Genomic DNA, 19,225 nt, shown 5'->3' with positions numbered 1-19,225 from the left:
AAGTGGCCCACTAGGTAAGTGCATGTTTGCGCAGACGATAAGCGCGGATTGGTCGCTTCTGGTGCGTCTGGCCGCCTGATAATATGGCTGCCGCCTTGCCCTTTTGAATTTGTCTGTACTTTGCCAGTATGAAACGCGCCGCCATGGAGCACGCATCGATTTCACAAAGCTGGCGTAATCCAATGAACACCGAAAAACTCGGCAAATCACGCCTGATGAATTTTCTAGCCCGGTTGGGCGGTATAGCGATGGAAAGCCGGTTGCGTCATCTGCTTTTTGATCCGGTCGCAACGCTTCGCGATGCCGGGCTTAAACCAGGGCAAACCGTCCTTGAGGTCGGCTGCGGCACAGGCTTCTACACCCTTCCTGCAGCGCGCATCCTAGGCAACAGCGGGCATTTGATCGCGATGGATCCGTTGACGGACTATGTCAAAAGGGTCCGTTTGAAGGTCGACGCAGCCGGGCTGCAAAATGTTGATGTGATCCAACACGATGCGCTTCAAACGGGACTTGAAGAAGGCTGTGCCGATCTGGTGCTGCTGCTCGGCGTTCTGCCATTCCCGACTTTGCCCTTGGAAAAACTTCTGCCGGAAATGCACCGCGTCCTGAAACCCGATGGGCAAATGGGCATCTGGCTGTTCCCCACGACCGCTGGCGTCCCCGGCGCCATCGAGAAATCAGGGATGTTCTTCGAAATTTCCAGGAACGGCCGTGTCTACCGGTATGCCAGGATGCAGAGCTAAACCTGCCTCCTCACCGAGCAACCCCTCGGGAAAAACTGGTTACCCTAAAACAATAACCTTGGTGCCGAGCTCCACACGATCATAGAGATCAATGATGTCCTGGTGCCACATGCGGATGCAGCCGCTTGAAGCATTGGTACCGATGCTGCGGGGTTGATTGGTGCTGTGGATCCGATAAAGCGTGTCTTTGTTGCCTTGCCAGAGGTAAAGACCGCGCGCGCCGATCGGATTGCTCGGCCCGCCCTCCTGGCCGTCCCGGTACCGCTCTAGATCCGGATCGCGTTCGATCATCTCATCGGGCGGAAACCATTTCGGCCACTCGCGCTTGAAGCGGATCACCGCCTCGCCATTCCAGGCAAACCCGGCCCTGCCAACCCCGATGCCGTACCGGATCGCCCGCCCGCCTGGCTGAACCAAATAGAGGAACTTGTTGTTCGGATCGACCACGATTGTTCCAACCGGATGTGAGGTTGGGTAAAAAACCGTTTGCCGCAGGTATTTCGGATCAAAAGTCTGATAATCGATCGGCGGCAGATTGAAACCACCATCGCGGACAGCAGCGTAAGCCAGCGCGTAATTTGGCGTCCCATCAGACAAAGGCGTCAGACCAGCCTCAACAGTTGCGCTTTTCTTGCTCTGGCAAGCTGCCAGAGCGAGCGGAAGGCCAATGACAAAACTCCGGCGGGTAAACTTCAGCGCCATGCTCTCACATCCTTTCACCGGCATATTTCCGGTTTTCTGAAACCACCCAGAGTCACGTCAGACCTGGATGCTTTTTGAAAGACCGGCCGATGGATCCAACGTCAATTACCGAACCTGTTGCAGGAATGAATGCCAACATCATTATGGTAAACAGTCCCTTAACAGCAACGCAATCTGCCAAACAAACCGGTGACACACACGCCAATTTGATCATCAGGGTTGAAATCACCGCTATCCTGCTTTCTTGCTGTTCCCAACACATGCGATCCAGACATCCGGAGCCGACCCATGATTGACCTTTACACTTGGACCACCCCGAACGGCCGCAAGGTGTCGATCCTTTTGGAAGAGCTTGGCGTTGACTACACGTCCCATGCAATCGACATCACCAATGGTGACCAGATGGCACCGGAGTTTCTGGAGATCAGCCCAAACAACAAAATCCCGGCAATTATGGATCGCGAGACTGGTCTGAAGCTTATGGAATCCGGGGCAATCATGATTTACCTCGCCGAGAAATACGGCAAGTTTCTCGCCCCGTCGGGAGAAGAACGGGCCCGGACGCTGGAATGGCTGATGTGGCAAATGGGTGGGTTTGGGCCGATGCTTGGCCAGGCGCATCATTTTGTGCATTTCAATCCGGACAAGTCTGACTATGCCAAAGAGCGCTATTCCACAGAAGCGCGCCGGCTCTACGGCGTGCTCGACAAACAACTTCAAGGGCGCGATTTTATCGCAGGCGATTATTCGATTGCCGATATGGCCTGCTGGCCTTGGGCATCGCGCTATGAATGGCAGGGCGTCAATCTCTCCGATTTTCCGAATGTCCAGGCCTGGTATCAGCGCATAGCTGCACGTCCGGCCGTCCAGCGCGGATATCAAGTGCCGAAAGACATGGGACCGATTCCAGCCGGGTGAACAAGCAGAGATGGACGTCCCAAACCGCATTAAAAATCCGCTCAGCCTCAGTCAGTTGCGCGCTCTCGAAGCTGTTGTACGCCGGGGCAGTTTTTCTGCGGCCGCAAAGGAGATCGGGGTTTCTCAGCCCTCGATTTCCAACCATGTGCATGGATTGGAAAACCGCTTCAAGACCCGGCTGATCGCCAAATCCGGTTACTCAGTCTCCGCAACACCTGCGCTTGAGGCGCTCTTGCCGAAGATACGGGCGATCCTAGCTCTCACCAGCGATCTGGAATCGGAACTGCTTCATCAAAAGCAGCTGGGCACCGGTGAGCTCAGGATCGGTTATTCGACCTATCAGCTGGCGATCCCGAGAATCTCAGCCTTTATGGCGCGTCACCCTGAAATTACTATCGAAGCCCGCGCCCTGGCCACCAGCGATATTCTGGATCTGTTTGACAACGGGGACATCGACATCGGCTTTGTGACCGGCCGGGAGATCCCGGCAGGTCTTCAGGGCGAACTTCTGGTCCAGACGCGCATCGTCATTGCCGCACGCGCCGACCATCCGCTGGCATCCAAAGGCACTTTAAGCTGGAAAGACCTGGAAACCCTTCCGTTGCTCCAGCGGGAAAGTTCATCCGGAACCCGCAAGATGTTCGAGGCAGCTGCCACTGTTGCCGGGATCAAACCCAAAACGATTCTTGCGCTCGGGTCTTGGGGGTCGATCGCCACTCTGATCCGGTCCGGCATCGGTGTTGGCATTGCAATGGAAGCTGAGATCACAGACCGGGATGGCTGTGTCGCAATCCCGATCGACAGCCCTTCCCTCATCGCGAACCATTATGTTGTCTGGCAAAAAGACATGTCAGGCGTTGCTGCAATAGAGGCGTTCCGGGCCAGTTTGAACTCTACAGCCTGACCCACCTGCCGACAGTGCCAGCATCAAGTCTATAACTAATAATTATAGACAAGACTATTTCATTAAACTGTTACCCGAAGAGAGTGTTAAAGGCGCACAGGCTCTGGAGATCCGCTCGGTTGGCACATGGAACCGAGAGGCGTCTTCAACTTTGTCTGCAGTTCATTTCACGCCCCAAAGGGACCATTCATGACCCAACACCCGACGGCCTTGCCAAAACCGAAATACGGCGAGCCCTATCTTTTGACCCCTGGGCCACTCACCACATCGTTCAATGTCAAGGAAGCCATGTTGCGGGATTGGGGCAGTTGGGACGGCGATTTCAAGGCGATGACCGCCGAACTCCGGAAAGGCCTCATTTCTTTGCTGGGCGACGGTAGTGATGCCTATGACTGCGTCCCGATCCAGGGCAGTGGCACCTTTGCGGTCGAAGCCATGTTGGGCAGTTTCACGCCGAAGACCAAAAAGACCCTCATCCTGTCCAACGGTGCCTACGGCAAACGCGCAGTTGAAACGATGGCTTATCTTGGCCGCCCGGCGGAAGTGCTGGACAAGGGTGACTATCTTCCGCCGCGTGGACCGGAAGTCGTCGCCCTTCTGAACGCGGATCCAGAGATCAGCCACGTCCTGATCGTCCATTGTGAGACAAGCTCCGGCATCCTCAACCCTTTGCAGGAAATTTCGGACGCCGTTGCCGCCGCGGGCAGAACCCTTTTGATCGATTCCATGTCGGCTTTCGGCGCTATACCCGTCGAGCCGTCAAAGCTCCGGTTTGCAGCGATGGTATCATCTGCAAACAAATGCATTGAAGGCGTGCCAGGGTTCGGTTTTGTGATCGCACAAAGGGCCGAGCTCGAGGCTGCCAAAGGCAACAGCCATTCCGTCAGCCTCGATGTACATGCCCAATGGGCACACATGGAGAAAACCGGTCAGTGGCGATTCACACCGCCAACTCACGTCGTCGCAGCGTTCCTGGAGGCCTTGCGGGCGCATAAAGCCGAAGGCGGCGTTGCAGCGCGCGGCGCGCGCTACAGGACAAACAGGGACGTCATGGTTTCAGGGATGCGGGCGCTCGGATTTGAAACCCTGCTGGATGCTGAATGGTTGTCGCCGATCATCGTCACCTTCTTTTGCCCGGCAGACCCCGCCTTCAGCTTCCCGCGGTTCTACGAGCTCATGAAAGCGCGTGGTTTTATCCTCTATCCGGGCAAATTGACTGTCGTTGACAGCTTCCGGGTCGGCTGCATCGGTCAAATGGACGAACATGTCATGCGCGGCGTAACCGCCGCCGCTTCTGACGTTTTGAAAGAAATGGGCGTTGAAAGCGCCGCCCCACCTGCAGAAGCGCTCGCAGAGCGCGCGAAACTCGCCGCTTGAGCAAACACAAGAAAGAGAACCAATGAGCAAATTCAAAGCTGTCGTTTTCGACTGGGCCGGCACCATGATCGATTTCGGATCCTTCGCACCCATGGGTGTGTTTGTGAAAGCATTCGAAAAATTCGGGATCACCGCGAGTATTGATCAGGCCCGTGGCCCAATGGGCATGCCGAAGTGGGACCACATCCGGTCCATGATGGACGATCCGGACATTGCTGCTCAATGGCAGGCCAAATACGGCAGCGCCCCAACTGATGCCGATGTCGACAAAGTCTATGAGATCTTTGTACCTATGAATGAGGAAGTAGTCGCGGATTATGCCGACCTCGTTCCAGGCGCTCTCGATACGATCGCTTACCTGCGATCTAACAACGTGAAAATCGGCTCTACCACAGGATACACCCGGTCGATTATGGAGCGCGTTCTTCCAAGAGCTGCCGAACAGGGTTATGCGCCGGACAATCTGGTGTGTTCTGATGACCTGCCTGAGGGCCGTCCGGGTCCGCTCGGCATGTATCAGTGCTTTGTTGATCTTGTCGCCTACCCGCCCAGCGCCGTCATCAAGGTAGATGATACGGAGCCCGGCATCGCAGAGGGCGTGGCAGCCGGCTGCATCACCGTCGGTCTTGCTCTTTCCGGCAACTTCGCAGGGAAAACCCCGGAAGAACTGGCAGCCCTGCCTGAGGCCGAGATCAATGCGATCCGTCAGGAAGCAACCGCCAAACTTACGGAAGCGGGTGCCGACTACGTGATCGATACTGTTGCCGATCTTCCCAAACTGATGGATCAGATGGAAGCTGCATGACATCGCGTCCGAACATCCTTCTGATAACGGCCGATCAGTGGCGCGGCGATTGCCTCAGCGCTGTTGGTCATCCGGTGGTCATAACCCCGAACCTTGATGCCTTTGCAGAAACGGCCACCGTTTTTGAGCAGCATTATGCGACGACTGCACCCTGCTCTCCGGCGAGGGCCTCTCTCTACACCGGCAACTATCAGATGAACCATAGAGTGATCTGGAACGGGGCTCCGCTGGACGACCGGTTCGACAACATTGCCCGCGCGGCACGAAGAGCCGGATATGTCCCGACTTTGTTTGGCTATACGGACACCTCGCCGGATCCACGGGTACATGATCCGAACGATCCGGCCCTCTCCACTTATGAGGGGGTTCTGCCTGGATTTTACGTTCGTCAACCGCTGCCCGAAGATGACAAACCCTGGCGCTCCTGGCTGGCCGCTCGCGGCCATGATTCCGCATCCTTCGACACGCTGCACCACGTTGAGCCGGAGGATGGCGAACTTATCTCCCGCAAGGCCCCGCGCTATTCCAAGAACGAAACGCAGACGGCCTTCCTAACGGACAGTTTTTTCAATTGGCTTGGCGAACAGGACGCAGGAAAGCCCTGGATGGCGCATATTTCATTCCTGCGTCCGCATCCACCAATCACCGTACCCGAGCCGTATAATACGATGTACGATCCGGATGACGGACCTGAGTTCAAGGGCGCCGAAAGCGCATGGCAAGAAGCAGCGTTCCATCCCCTTGTCTCAGCCTTGCAAGAGTACCAGCACCTTTCCAGCCACATTCCAGGTGCCAATGGCCACGTGCGCGACCTGACCCGGCACGATTTAAAGCGCGTTCGGGCGCTCTACTACGGCATGATCACAGAAGTTGATGCGCAGCTTGGCCGTATTTTCTCCGCGATCGATCAGATCGCGGACGACACACTGATCATCTTCACCTCCGATCATGCAGAGATGATGGGCGATCACTGGATGCTCGGCAAAGGCGGGTTTTACAAAGAGAGTTATCACATCCCGCTCATGATCCGGGGACCGGGCATGGCAAAAGACAACAGGGTTTCCGCTTTTACTTCGGCCGCAGACATCTTCCCCACCCTTTTGGACGTTCTAGGTCTCGAGCCCAAACACAAACCTGACGGAAACAGCCTTGCCCCGTATCTTAGAGGCCAAACACCGACCGGTTGGCGGGATGCTGCGCTATATGAGTTCGACTTCCGGCGTTTGTTACAGTTTTTCCCGGAAGACGTCCGCAAGAACTGCCAGGCGGGCGGTGCGTCAGCACTGACACGCCTTGGAACCGAGTGGCAATATGTTCACTTCAGCGGACTACCCAATCTATTGCTCTCAACAAACGATGAAACGGGTGGGATCAAGAACAAGGCTGACAGTGAACCGGCGGCCCTGATCCAAAATATGGACGCCCTGCTTTCCAGTCGCATGCGCCACAATGACGAGACACTCGCGCGGACCATGGTGTGGGAGTATTATTCGAACTAGCAGAGCTTTCAGCGATTGACTTTAGGCCGCGTTAAACCCGTTCAGCGACACTGCACAAAGGAAAACGGTCAGCTTAGGTTCGTCGGAGGCTTCAAAACGTGGCTGTCCTCAGTGGGATTACATCAAGCAGCGGAACACTGTGGCGCAGGCTAGCGGCCGCTTATGCGGCCGTGTTCGCACTGTCTTGCCTCGTCCTTTCTGACACTGCTGCAGCAACAGAACCAGCTCTTAAGGTCATCGACAGCACGGACGCGCCTTGGCCTTCCATTGGCCGGGTAAATGTGGCTGGCTACCGCACCACGTCCATGTGTACCGGCACACTGATTGCGCCGAACATCGTGCTGACCGCAGCACACTGCCTTTACAACAAGGCGACGCTGAAGAAGTTTCCGGAAGACGACATGTTCTTCATCGCCGGTGTCCGCCGAGACGAGTTTTCTGCGCGCCTGGAGGTGGCCTGCGCCTTGTCTGCCAAGGGCTATGCTCCGAAGAAACAACCGAAACTGGCTGATGTGCATACCGATGTCGGGATCTTAATTTTGAAGGAAAACGCCAAGCTGCCTGCCGTCCCGGCTCTGTCACCTGAGGATGCTGCGGTGTTGACTCAGGACACCCGGTTCGATTCAGCCGGCTATCGCCGCAGCCGCCGTTTTCTGCCAACCGTCGTCTCAACCTGCCAGGTGATCGGCACCGTAGAAGACAGCTGGGTTACCAACTGCTCTTCGGAAAGCGGCGCATCGGGCGGACCTTTGCTAGTAGCAACCCCGGATGGGCTCAGAGTGGCCGGTGTAATGTCTGCAAAAATCGACGATATCCGATCCGCTATCGTACCCTTTTTCGAGTGGCAGGAACTTCTGGCCTCCCCGGTTTGTCCTGAAAGCGGCGATGCAGCCCAAACGGCTTTGCGTCCCACAATTGACTGATAGCTTCGTCTCACCTTCGACTGCGAACCTGTTTCCCACCACCGGCACTTGCTAATTTTTCAAGGGCATGGCCTAGTCCTTAGACAGCTGGCGCCACAGCGCCGTGGCGGCATAAAATCCATAAGACAACTCTCGTCCAGGCCCTTGTTGATCAATGAACCGTATTGTTTCTTCCCCGCAGCCGGACGATGCCAGCCAGATCACTGACAAGAAGCTCGCCTTTGTCTCCAGTGACACGGATGAGGCGACGCACGCGCGGGAAACACTAGCGGCGCAATATGGTGAAGTTCCGATCGCTGATGCCGATATCATAGTGGCACTGGGCGGTGATGGCCTGATGCTGGAAACCCTCTATGCACAGATGGGAACAAACAAGCCGATTTACGGCATGAACCGTGGTTCGGTCGGCTTCCTCATGAACGAGTACCGGGAAGATGGCCTGCGGGAACGTCTTGCCAAAGCGGACACCACGGCAATTTACCCACTGGAGATGACGGCCACCGATGACAACGGCGCGGAGCATTCCGCGCTCGCCATCAACGAAGTCTCCCTGCTCCGCCAAACATCCCAGGCTGCGCGCCTGAAGATTTCGGTCGATGGCCGCGTTCGGTTGGAAGAACTGATTTGTGATGGGATCATTGTGGCAACACCTGCCGGCAGCACGGCGTATAACCTCTCCGCGCACGGTCCGATTCTACCAATCACAGCGCAGTTGCTTGCCTTGACCCCAATCAGCGCCTTCCGCCCACGCCGTTGGCGCGGTGCATTGCTTCCCGATTGGGCGGCGGTCGATATCGAAATCCTGGACCCTGAAAAACGGCCGGTCAGCGCCTCTGCGGATCACCGCGAGATCCGCAGGGTCACAAAAGTGTCGGTTCGGGAGTCCACGGAAAAGGAAGGCCGGATCATGTTTGATGACGATCACGGCTGGGATGAGCGGATCCTGACGGAAATGTTCAGATACTAGCGGTCCTGATCGGCCACCTGCGAAAGACTTGGCGGCGGGAAAGACCCTGTTAAAGTTGTTTACGCATACTGGTGATCGTGAGTGATCGCTCACTGCAACGATGAGGACCCTGCCGCAATGGCTGAAACCGCTCCGGATCAAGATTACGAAATTCTGCAGCCGCCGACAGATCTGCGGAAGAAGGTCCGTGAACTGACACCTCGCGAGGCACGCAAGTTTGATCCTGTGAAAGCTGCAGAAGCTGCTCTGCAAAGGATCGCTCCGCATTTTGGCAACTGGATGGAAAACGAAGCCAAAACGCTCGTGGGTGCTTGGGACTCCGTCAAAGCGGACGGCATTTCCTCCGAAACGATAGATGTCCTTTATCAATCGGCGCACAACATCAAGGGCCAGGCGCTAACACTGGGCTTTCCGCTCGTCGGCGACGTTGCTTCCAGCTTTTGTCACTTGCTTGAAAACATTCCAACGCCCAACGATCTGCCGGTAGGGCTCGCGGAAGGATTTGTTGAAGCAATCCGGGCGATGGTGATTGAAGGCGCTAAGGACACCGCCAACAAGACCGGTGTCGAGCTTTTGGAAACGCTGCGCACGGCGACCGACACCTATCTTGCCCAGTTCCCGTCCAAAGAAACAGACGAGAACTAGGCGGACGCGACCAGCAGCAAGCCTGAATCACTACCCATCGTATTTTGGATCAGATTCGCGCTCCGCGCACCAATGCTGCCCGGCGTTGGGAATCACGCAGCATTGACCGAGCGAAGATCTCCGGGGCTCTTTTTCAGAACCGAGCGTGCCTCAAGGCGGGCGACATCGATCGCAAACCGACGCAGGAATGCATTGATATCATCATCCGCACCAAAAGCACCGTCTTGCATTTCAGACAGCAACGTTTCGGTCAAAGCCCGCGCTTCTTCAAGGGCAAGGTCATAGCTGAAGTCAGCCTCAGCCTTGCGGGCAATATCGATCGCAAGCAGGAACGCCTGGTGTGACCGGATTGGCAATCCAGCCTTTCTCAAAACGGCTTGAAGTGCTGCGCGGCGGACAGTCAGCAAAACCTTGCACAGGCGTGGCAGAGGCATGTTGCCAAGGTTTGCCAAAGCTGCCGCGAAGAAGCGTAGACGGCCGCAACAAACAGCCCGCAGTAGAAGACGCGTGTTCAATCGACCACTGGCCCGCAAGTGTTCCACGAATTCGGGAAGATCGTCATCTTTTGCCTCAAGCGCGAGGCGAAGGACAACTTTGTCGATTGCATCCGACAGGAACACATCGCGCTGATGCTCTGGAACACGTTCCAAAACAACGGGATGGTTCTCAAGGTTCTGTGCAAGCCCCATCAACAACTCGTAGCGCACAGGTATTGGCAGATCGCCGAGTTTCAGCAATTCATCGCAAAGATCGGGGTGTTGCTCAAAACGTTCGGCAAGCCGTACCAGAGACGACTTCAAAACTGTTGCCCCTGGATTCTTAAGCAAGGCCATGCAGGCCGCTTCATCAGCAACTTCGCACATAGCCGCGCTAACACCTGCAGGGACAGATTCGCGTTCTGCGATGGCGCACTGAACTTCTGGACTTCCCTCGGCCAGAAGATCCACCAGCTCGGTTTCGTTCAAGAGCGGGGAAGATTTCAGAACAAGGACCGCGATCTCATCAACGTCCTGCGCCAGAAAACGGATCACGTGTCCCGGTGCATGCGCGCTCGCAGCCAATACCTTCGCGACGGTTTTGCGAACCGGCCGGCTCGGATCATCCAGAAGAACTGTAAGTGCTGCCGCCATGGTTTTCCGTTCCAGGCTGCCTTCTTCGGCAGCCAAATAACGCTCTGCATAGGTTCGTGCAGCCTCAATATCGAGGCCCGCCTGATCAGTGTCGGTGAGGTGCAGAATGTCGTGAACGGTCATGCTCTTAACGTCAGTCCTGAATAGTATTTGAACTATCCTGACATCAAAGACTTAACGATCCGTTCACCATAATTTTGACATGCCCCCGCCTGTCTTCAACCTCCCAAACCTAAGCCGGAGGCAGTAAGTCTTTCTGTTCTTCCTGAGCCTTCAAGCGAAGAAACCGTGTGAGGTCTAACGGACCACCTTGGTTGACAAGGGCCAATTCCTGGGCAGCCACCTGAGTAGATGCTCCAGAAACAGCGCTGTAGAGCGCAGCCTCTTCAACCGCCGCAAAGGCGGATGCAAACCTTGGATTGACGCCTGCCTGATCGGAACCGGGATCATTGCGGAACAGAGCTTCAAACGGGTTCGCGGTCTGGGCTGCCTGGAACGCGGACAACACACGGCTCGCGGTTTGATCGGGGGCCTGATTGATACTCGCGTCACGCGGGTCGTCAGGATCAGGCCGCGGAGCGCTTGCCACTTGTTGAGCCTGTGCTTGAGATTGTGCCGGATCACTCGCCCCTGGATCGGCAACCGCGACAGTCTGCGGACGTCCCTCCGGAACAGGCGCATTTGCAACCCTTTCAGGAAGGTCAAGCGGCAGTTCCGGCTGGACGGGCACTGTCGCCGCCGCCATTTGCATTGGTGCATCCGGCTTGGACCGCATCGCGAATTGTGCGGCCGGATCCCCTGCCAAATGGTCAAAGTCCTTCGGCTTTGCCTCTGCCATCATGCTGGGCGGCTGTGGCTTGGACCGCATCGCAAAAGCTGCAGCCGGATCTCCCGCCAGATCATCAAACGGAACCGGTGCCGTTACTGGCGCTCCAGATGCCGGCTTCGCATTCGGCAGAGCTGCCACATTCAAAAGCTCGCCAGAGGTCCTGAGGTTTTTACGTCCGCCGGCTTCAGCAATCATGTTGACTGCATCATGCTTGGACACAATCACCTGATAGACTTCTTCCATGGACCGGGCCTGGCCATTTCGATGGTAGAAGATCGGCTTGTTGGCCCGCGCTTGTGCGGAAAAAACCTGATCGGCGCGCATGTCGGGATTTGCCGCGGTTTTTTCGATCAAGCGACTTGCACCGTTCGCACCAAGAAAATGCGCCATATAGAGCTCGCCGTCCGTCGGCTCACGGCCAATCCGGCGCTCAAGATACTGCGCGTTCTTCTGGGTCAAAGCCCCCGCCATGACAGACGAGATTTCAGGATCCTTGCGAAGATCAAGGATCTCCCGGCGCATCTGGGGATCGCTGACATAGTACTTACCGCTTTTTGACCGGTGAATATGGTCCGCGTACTTGTCCAACCCGTGCTTTGGCCCGGCCTGTTTCATTGTTTCGAGCCAGGTGGACTCTATGAACTGGAATAAGCCTGTAGCACTCGATGTTTTTGCCTTGGCCGACGGATTAAACGAAGATTCCCGTGCGGCTGTTTTCACAAGATAGTCAAACGACGTTCCTGTGGATGTACTCGCAGACTGAAACGCAAGCTCGATCCTAGACGCGACCGAGGTAGTGTCAGCAACCCGCATGACTGGCCTCCTCGACGAAACTAATTATTACTTCGTTAACTTTCGCGCCAAAAAGGTTAACAAAACCTTAACAAGCCACAGGCGGGACCGATTCATTTATTAGAGAAACGAAAACCTAACGGCTCCTACGTAACTATGCCAATGCAATCTCAGGCATTTGTGGACTTTGGCTGTTTCCTGCGATTTTTCTTGGGAAAAAATTGCCGGGTTAGTCCGGAAATATTTGGGACAAATCAGTTGCTAGACGGAAAATTCATTGTTTCATAATGAGACAAGACGCTGTTCACTACAGCGCCTTGTCGATTCTCGGTCAGATACTCAAACTTTGGGACGGCCCATCTGAAATACTTCCGTCACCACAGCGTAATCCATGTAGCCGAGGCGGGAGAGCGGCTTGTACCGGGTCACGTCCACCATGCCGTTGACGATTACATCATCGGAAATGTGCACCCCGACCACCTGACCGAAAATGACCCAGCTGTTCGTATCGGTTCCGTCGAGACCTTTCATACGGATGGTCTGAAGATGCTTGCACTCCAGGGCAGTTGCCGCCTTGGCAACCCGCGGCACGCTAACGAGATTGGATTGAGCCATCTCCAAACCCGTCAACTCAAATTCAGATTTCTCGTGCGGCACGGCAGCGGAGGACAGGTTCATCTCGTCTTTCAGATCGTAGCTTGCCATGTTGCAGACGAACTCACCGGTCGCATCAATGTTGGCAGCGCTGTCTTTATAGTTGGAGGACGAGAACATCACGATCGGCGGCGTATCGCAGACACAGTTGAAGAAACTGTAGGGAGCCAGATTGGTTTTCCCATCCTTGTCGACGCTGGAAATCCAACCGATCGGCCGCGGTGCGATGATCGCCTTAAATGGATTATGCGGCAGTCCGTGATCGTTTTTTTCTGTTTCGTAGAACATATTCAGTCCGTTTCCGTCCAGTTGGAAGTTATTTCGGAAAGATCCGGCCGCGGACGTTCAACGGGCGGCTGCGTGGCTGTTCCGATATGAACAAAACCTGCAAACCGCTCACCATCTTGAAGACCGAGATAACGCCCCGCTTCTTCATCGAACGCATACCACTCCGTCAACCACTGAGAGGCAAAGCCAGCAGCAGCGGCTGCAGAAACAAGGGTCATGCAAACGGCGCCGGCAGAAAGCTGCTGTTCCCAGACAGGTATTTTCGGGTGCTCTGCGGCCTTGCTTACAACACCGACAACCACAGGCGCGCGCGTGAACCGCGTCCGTTCCTTGTCGGTCTGGGCTTCATCAAGCGGTCCGTTCTTTCTGGCATAAAGCTCTGAAAGGAAGGCCCCGATCTTTTCGCCCTGCGATGCCCGGTAAGTGATGAAGCGCCAAGGCGCGAGCTTTCCGTGGTCCGGAACGCGCGCGGCAATGGTCAACAGATCTGTGAGCTGGGCATCATCCGGGCCAGGCGCCGACATGGTGACAGATGGGTGTGACCGGCGGGTCCGCAAAAACTCCAAGGTTTGAGGTGATCCCCTGCCAAACTCGGACATTCGGTCTGCCTTTCCGCAGATAGTTTCATTTGCAACTATCTACCTAATTGATTGTTGGGATTTGTCAACTGCACTCTTCAGGTCTTGAATTCGCCAAATTTTAAGGTCCATTACAAGAAACAGGCTGGAAGGTACCGCTGACCAGATGACATCGCTTGGCCAAAACGATAATAAGTGGGCATGCAGAATCCAACGACTTTGTTGAACCGGATCAAAGACACGCGCACCAAGGTGCAGCGGTTCGTCATGACTGCGCTCTGCGCGGCGCTGATTTCAGCGCTACCTGGCACAGCACAGGCCCAAACCAGTGCGCCGATGCCGCCTGCCATGAAGCCGGATCCAAACGCACCGTCCGCGGCGTCTCAGGAACCCATTCAGAATCTTCTCGACCGCGAACCGGAACCCTTGTTCTCGGACAACACGCTGGTTCCTTACGCGCCCGCATCCGGCGGCATTCAAGGAACGGCCGACGGGCTGGATGGCGGCGCACTTTATCTCATGGCGAAGCTGACACGTGACAGCCAACCGCTGAACGACAATCTCATTTGGCGCATCTACTCCGAAACGACCAACGCCGATGGCCGGCTTCAGTTGATTGCCACGTCGAAAGGCGGGGATGCCGAATTCCGTTTGGATCCGGGTGCATACATGATCCACACCTCCTACGGCTATGCGCAGGCTACCAACCGGATCGTGATCGGCAAGGAAGTCCTATCGAAAATGGTGACGTTAAATGCCGGCGGCATCAAATTCGACGCCACGCTGCCGGACGGTGCTCCTTTAGAAAGCGGGCCGGTGACGTTCGACATTTACAGTCGGGAATTCGATCAGCGCGGCGAACGAGATCTGATCGCCAGCAGCGTGAAGCCTGGTTCGATAATCCGTTTGAACGCAGACACTTACCACATTGTTAGCCGATACGGGGATGCGAACGCCGAAATCCGCGCCGACATCCAGGTCCTTCCGGGCAAGCTAACTGAAGCGACAATTTTCCACAAAGCGGCCGACATCACGCTGAAGCTTGTCAATGAACGCGGCGGCGAAGCCATCGCCAACACCACCTGGTCGGTTTTGTCACCAGGCGGTGATGTGGTCGTCGAAGCCACCGGCGCGTTTCCTGACTTTGTTCTTGCGGCGGGTGAATATGAGGCAGTGGCCCGCAACAACGGAAGGACTTACCTTCATACGTTCACGGTTGAGCCAGGTGCAGACCGCGAAGTGGAAGTGGTCTCTTCGATCAGCGAATTGGTCAGCGGATCATCAAGGGCGAACTGATCGCCCTTGGAGATTTCAGAATTTTCCAGGAAAGCAAAGCGACCGCCGGTCAATGACGGCTGAGCAGCCGTTCTTTTTGTTCGGCCGGTGCCATTTCCATTACTTTAGACTGCAAGAAATCCATGACTTCTTTTTGGTCCTTGAAACCAGAAATGGTTTCATATGGGATCGGCGCCCCTGCCCTTGCCCGGATTGCCTGCCCGAGTGTCCGGCGAAACTCGCGGACATAAAGCGAAAGACGAAGGGTCAGCGAGAACCGGCTGACCAAATGAAACAACCAGGAATTCTGGCCTTCAAAGTGGATCGGCAAGACGGTCGCTTTGGATGAGCGGATCATCTTCGCCGTAAAGGTTTTCCATGGCAGTTCTTCGGCACGGCCGAACGGCTTTTGCGCCGTTGCAACGCCCCCACCTGGAAACACGATAATCGTCGTGCCTTCTTCCAGGAGTTTCAGCGCCTCCTTGCGGGTCGCCATATTTGTCTTGAGCGCTTCTTTGGTTTCCTCAAAATCGACCGGCAAGGAGAATGGCCGAATCTCAGGAAGCTTGAGCAGCTCGTTGTTGATCATGATCTTGAACGGGCGGCCGAGTTGTTCGGCAAGGGACAGAATTGCCAGACCATCGCCGATGCCATACGGGTGATTGGCAATCAGAACCAAAGGCCCATCCGGCACATCCTTGGGCGGCCATTCACCACTGTCCACCGAGACACGAATGTTGATGAGACGCAGAAGTTCGCTCCACATGTAATCTGTGGTTACGATGGACTGCTTCCAGATCTCGTAAAGATCAAGAAGCTTCCGGCGCCCTGACAAGCGCTCAATCGACCGGATCACCATGCGTTTCAGCGGATGGTGATCTGGGTTGGCGTAGCTGAATTCTGCGTAATCCACGATAAGCCGACTTCGTTTGTTACATTGTTTGTACCCGCTACCCGCGTCCGGACCAGCGGAATTGAAACGCTCTAACAGACTCTCTGTTGCAGCCGTATGACATCACACTGCCCTTAAGTAAGGGCAGTGTGCAAGCTGGCATTTTTTCCGTTAACAAAACGGAAGTTCGATCATTTCAGATCCGGCGGCGTCGCTTCTTCGACAAATGCGGCCACCGCTTCGTCCAATCCCATCGGCGTCTGGTTTTTGGAACCAAGACGGCGGATGTTGACCGTACGCTCTTCCGCTTCCCGCATGCCGCAGACCAGGATGACCGGAACCTTGGCAAGCGAGTGCTCGCGGACCTTGTAGTTGATCTTCTCGTTGCGGAAGTCGGTTTCAACCTTCAGGCCCTTAGAGCGCAGAAGATCAGCCACTTCCTGACCATAATCGTCAGCCTCTGACGTAATGGTTGCAACCACGATCTGCAAGGGTGCGAACCACAGCGGGAAGTGCCCGGCATAGTTCTCGATCAAGATCCCGAGGAACCGCTCCATGGAGCCACAGATCGCCCGGTGGATCATCACCGGCGTTTTCTTTTCGCCGTTGTGATCAACATAAAACGCGCCGAAGCGTTCCGGCAGGTTGAAGTCAACCTGGGTCGTGCCACACTGCCACTCCCGGCCAATCGCATCCCGAAGCGTGTATTCGAACTTAGGTCCGTAGAACGCGCCCTCGCCCGGCAAGATATCCGTCTTCACGCGGCCGTCTGATTGCTCTTCGATCTGCTTCAGCACATCGGACATGATGCCTTCTGCATGATCCCAATTTTCATCGGAGCCAACGCGTTTTTCCGGCCGTGTCGACAGTTTGACGACGATCTCTTCAAAGCCGAAATCCTTGTAGACCGACAGAATGAGATCGTTGATCTTCAAGCATTCGTCAGCCATCTGCTCTTCGGTGCAGAAAACGTGGGCATCATCCTGGGTAAAGCCGCGCACGCGCATCAAGCCGTGCAAGGCACCTGACGGCTCATAACGGTGAACAACGCCGAATTCGGACAAGCGCATCGGCAGGTCGCGGTAGCTCTTCAAACCGTGCTTGAAGATCTGAACGTGGCCCGGGCAGTTCATCGGCTTGAGCGCGTAGACGCGATCGTCCTCGCTCTCTGGATCCGCGCTCTGAACGGCGAACATGTTCTCCTTGTACCAGCCCCAGTGGCCGGAGGTTTCCCAGAGCGAGGTGTGCAGTACTTGCGGTGCGTTCACCTCGTCATACGTCCCGCGCAAACGGCGGCGCTTATAGGCAATCAGGTTCTGGAACATGTCCCAGCCCTTCGGATGCCAAAAGACGACGCCCGGTCCTTCTTCCTGGAAATGGAACAGGTCCATCTCGCGGCCGAGTTTGCGGTGATCGCGCTTTTCCGCTTCCTCCAGCATGTGAAGGTAGCCTTTCAGCTCCTTCTCATTGTGCCAGGCTGTCGCATAGATGCGGGTCAGCATTTCATTGTTGCTGTCCCCGCGCCAATAGGCACCGGCAACCTTCATCAGCTTGAAGGCGTCGCCAATCTGCTTGGTGGAAACCATGTGCGGGCCACGGCAGAGATCCAGCCACTGGCCCTGCTTGTAGATCTTGATTTCCTGGTCTTCCGGGATCGCATCGACAAGCTCGACCTTGTAGTGCTCACCCTTGGCGGCAAAATAGGTCTTGGCTTCTTCGCGGGTCCAGATTTCCTTTGTGAACTGCGCACCGCGCGCGATGATTTCGCGCATTTTCTTTTCGATGATCGGCAGCTCTTCCGGGTTAAACGGCCAGTCAGACCCGGCATTGGCCGATCCTTCCGGGTGAACCCGTTTGAAGTCATAGTAAAAACCGTTTTCGATCACGGGCCCGATGGTCACCTGCGTACCCGGCCACAACTCCTGAACAGCTTCCGCCATAACGTGAGCTGCATCGTGCCGGATCAACTCCAGCGCGCGCGGGTCTTCCCGGGTCACGATCTCGATATTGGCGTCCGCATCGATGGGATCGGTGAGGTCTTTTAACTCCCCGTCGAGGGTCATCGCGACGGCCTTTTTGGCCAGCGATTTGGAAATGCCGGTCGCCACGTCGAGACCGGAAGTCCCAGCTTCATAGGCGCGCACGGAATTGTCGGGGAAGGTCAATTGAATCATGTCAGTCTCCTGCTCACTCCTGCACACACAGCAGGTAAGCGATGTCTTTGGTCTTGAGATGTGTGCTGATACGGGATTCAGCCTAAAACGGCAACCTTTTCCGAAACCGGCGAGATGATCGTCTGGGTCGATCCGCAGAAACGGGCTGACAGTCACCTATCCGTTCGGCGGATCAGCCTTCTTGATTGCAGCCCACTCTCCGTCGTTGATCATGGCCCGGAAAGCGGAGTTGATCTTTTCGGCATGCAACGCGCCGCACTCCGTTTTGGCGAAAAGGATCCAGACGCTGAGTTCATTGATCGGGCTGGTTTCATCGTAAACGATGTTGTCGACACCTGCTTCTGCAATTGCCCTCAGGCCGGATTGCTCTTCGATGATCGACCCGTCCAGACGGCCCGCGGACAACATTCTGATATTGTCCAGATCCGAGTTTGGCTCGCGGCTGAAGTCGATTTCATCGTTGGCCGTTAGCGATTTCGGATAGGCGTATTGGGCAGTCAAGCCGATCCGGAGGCCTTCCAGATCAGAAACACTTGCCGGCACCGAGCCACTCTTTCGAACAAACGCAAAGTCGCGCTTCGTTAGAATTGGCAGCGATTTGTAGGACGCGACATCCGCGCCAGCACTGGAATGGGGCATCAGCGCGTCGACCACCCCCATCTGAAACAATCCAAGAGCGCGTTTTTTCGGATAAAGCCTGATGTCCAAAGCCAAGTCCGCGCGCCTTGCCGCGGACTGCAATAAAACGACGAACTCCCCTTCGCTCTCACTCTCAACAAAATGCGGAATCTCGGCGGCTGCAACGGTCATCTTGTTACAGCCATCTGCAGCAAGAGAGCCCGGCGCCAACAGGAACGTTAGGCTCAACATTCCCGAGACTGTGAAAAACGATTTGAACCTATTCAGCAAAACACTGTGCCTTTGAGCGGCAAGCCAGCCTGGACTTGCCAGAGAGTTCCCTGATCGCGGGCGAAATCAAAAACATCTTAAGACGGCTAGCGTTCTAGGGTTTGTGGGGATTCATTTTGAATTGATGACGGCCGCTGCGATGTAAATGAATGCCTCGAAGCTGCGATCGGTTTTGCAGGCCCGCATGGCGATTCGCTTGAACTCTTTGAGTTGACAGAAGA

The 19,225-nt window shown here is 55.7% G+C and carries 18 protein-coding genes; 10 read left to right on the top strand and 8 right to left on the bottom strand.

Going from position 1 to position 19,225, the window contains the following annotated elements:
* Positions 1-182: 182 nt before the first annotated feature.
* Positions 183-743, top strand: a complete 561-nt coding sequence (locus ACVDG4_RS00090; RefSeq protein WP_447233568.1) for a class I SAM-dependent methyltransferase — start codon at positions 183-185, stop codon at positions 741-743.
* A gap of 39 nt (positions 744-782) precedes the next feature.
* On the opposite strand, the gene ACVDG4_RS00085 is transcribed toward ACVDG4_RS00090, so the two are convergent.
* A complete protein-coding gene (locus tag ACVDG4_RS00085; RefSeq protein ID WP_286189906.1) occupies positions 783-1,445 on the bottom strand; it encodes a L,D-transpeptidase in 663 nt (220 codons plus the stop codon).
* A 288-nt stretch (positions 1,446-1,733) separates the two neighbouring features.
* Here ACVDG4_RS00085 and ACVDG4_RS00080 point away from each other — a divergent pair, with 288 nt between their 5' ends.
* The 8 genes from ACVDG4_RS00080 to ACVDG4_RS00045 all read left to right on the top strand — a co-directional run bounded on the left by ACVDG4_RS00080 (position 1,734) and on the right by ACVDG4_RS00045 (position 9,483).
* Positions 1,734-2,363, top strand: coding sequence for a glutathione S-transferase family protein (locus ACVDG4_RS00080; RefSeq protein WP_447233567.1), 630 nt, complete (start codon positions 1,734-1,736; stop codon positions 2,361-2,363).
* A gap of 10 nt (positions 2,364-2,373) precedes the next feature.
* A complete protein-coding gene (locus ACVDG4_RS00075; RefSeq protein ID WP_447233566.1) occupies positions 2,374-3,267 on the top strand; it encodes a LysR family transcriptional regulator in 894 nt (297 codons plus the stop codon).
* 189 nt (positions 3,268-3,456) lie between these two features.
* Entirely contained in the window at positions 3,457-4,644 is a 1,188-nt protein-coding gene (locus tag ACVDG4_RS00070; RefSeq protein ID WP_447233565.1) for a 2-aminoethylphosphonate--pyruvate transaminase, read from the top strand.
* Between the two features lie 22 nt (positions 4,645-4,666).
* Positions 4,667-5,449, top strand: a complete 783-nt coding sequence (gene phnX, locus ACVDG4_RS00065; protein ID WP_447233564.1) for a phosphonoacetaldehyde hydrolase — start codon at positions 4,667-4,669, stop codon at positions 5,447-5,449.
* A complete protein-coding gene (locus ACVDG4_RS00060; RefSeq protein WP_447233563.1) occupies positions 5,446-6,948 on the top strand; it encodes a sulfatase-like hydrolase/transferase in 1,503 nt (500 codons plus the stop codon). Before phnX ends, ACVDG4_RS00060 begins: the two co-directional genes overlap by 4 nt.
* A 98-nt stretch (positions 6,949-7,046) precedes the next feature.
* Positions 7,047-7,871 carry a trypsin-like serine peptidase gene (locus ACVDG4_RS00055; protein WP_447233562.1) on the top strand — a complete coding sequence of 275 codons (825 nt, stop codon included), beginning with the start codon at positions 7,047-7,049 and terminating at the stop codon, positions 7,869-7,871.
* A gap of 154 nt (positions 7,872-8,025) precedes the next feature.
* Positions 8,026-8,838 carry an NAD kinase gene (locus tag ACVDG4_RS00050; protein ID WP_447233561.1) on the top strand — a complete coding sequence of 271 codons (813 nt, stop codon included), beginning with the start codon at positions 8,026-8,028 and terminating at the stop codon, positions 8,836-8,838.
* Between the two features lie 117 nt (positions 8,839-8,955).
* On the top strand, positions 8,956-9,483 hold the full coding sequence (locus ACVDG4_RS00045; RefSeq protein ID WP_447233560.1) for an Hpt domain-containing protein: 528 nt from the start codon (positions 8,956-8,958) through the stop codon (positions 9,481-9,483).
* A 92-nt stretch (positions 9,484-9,575) separates the two neighbouring features.
* Here ACVDG4_RS00045 and ACVDG4_RS00040 read toward each other — a convergent pair whose 3' ends face one another.
* The 4 genes from ACVDG4_RS00040 to ACVDG4_RS00025 form a co-directional block, all read right to left on the bottom strand.
* Positions 9,576-10,736, bottom strand: a complete 1,161-nt coding sequence (locus ACVDG4_RS00040; protein ID WP_447233559.1) for a DUF2336 domain-containing protein — start codon at positions 10,734-10,736, stop codon at positions 9,576-9,578.
* A 109-nt stretch (positions 10,737-10,845) separates the two neighbouring features.
* The gene (locus ACVDG4_RS00035; RefSeq protein WP_447233558.1) at positions 10,846-12,255 is read right to left on the bottom strand and encodes a transglycosylase SLT domain-containing protein; all 1,410 of its coding nucleotides are present in this window, start codon (positions 12,253-12,255) and stop codon (positions 10,846-10,848) included.
* 318 nt (positions 12,256-12,573) lie between these two features.
* A complete protein-coding gene (locus tag ACVDG4_RS00030) occupies positions 12,574-13,176 on the bottom strand; it encodes a flavin reductase family protein (protein WP_133946802.1) in 603 nt (200 codons plus the stop codon).
* A gap of 2 nt (positions 13,177-13,178) precedes the next feature.
* Entirely contained in the window at positions 13,179-13,775 is a 597-nt protein-coding gene (locus ACVDG4_RS00025) for a nitroreductase family protein (RefSeq protein WP_447233557.1), read from the bottom strand.
* Between the two features lie 180 nt (positions 13,776-13,955).
* On the opposite strand from ACVDG4_RS00025, the gene ACVDG4_RS00020 reads away from it, so the two are divergent.
* Positions 13,956-15,050: an RgsD C-terminal domain-containing protein gene (locus tag ACVDG4_RS00020; RefSeq protein ID WP_209173890.1), complete on the top strand. Its 1,095-nt coding sequence runs from the start codon at positions 13,956-13,958 to the stop codon at positions 15,048-15,050.
* Positions 15,051-15,099: 49 nt separating this feature from the next.
* Here the strand turns inward: ACVDG4_RS00020 and ACVDG4_RS00015 are convergent, their stop codons facing one another.
* The 3 genes from ACVDG4_RS00015 to ACVDG4_RS00005 form a co-directional block, all read right to left on the bottom strand.
* Positions 15,100-15,942, bottom strand: a complete 843-nt coding sequence (locus ACVDG4_RS00015) for a lysophospholipid acyltransferase family protein (RefSeq protein WP_133946800.1) — start codon at positions 15,940-15,942, stop codon at positions 15,100-15,102.
* 170 nt (positions 15,943-16,112) lie between these two features.
* Positions 16,113-18,095, bottom strand: coding sequence for a threonine--tRNA ligase (gene thrS / locus ACVDG4_RS00010; protein ID WP_447233556.1), 1,983 nt, complete (start codon positions 18,093-18,095; stop codon positions 16,113-16,115).
* 156 nt (positions 18,096-18,251) lie between these two features.
* Positions 18,252-18,965: a substrate-binding periplasmic protein gene (locus ACVDG4_RS00005; protein ID WP_447233555.1), complete on the bottom strand. Its 714-nt coding sequence runs from the start codon at positions 18,963-18,965 to the stop codon at positions 18,252-18,254.
* Between the last annotated feature and the right edge of the window lie 260 nt (positions 18,966-19,225).

The organism is Roseibium sp. MB-4, assembly GCF_053005265.1.
Note: the sequence above shows the minus strand (reverse complement) of the source record. Positions and strands in the feature narration are given on the sequence as shown.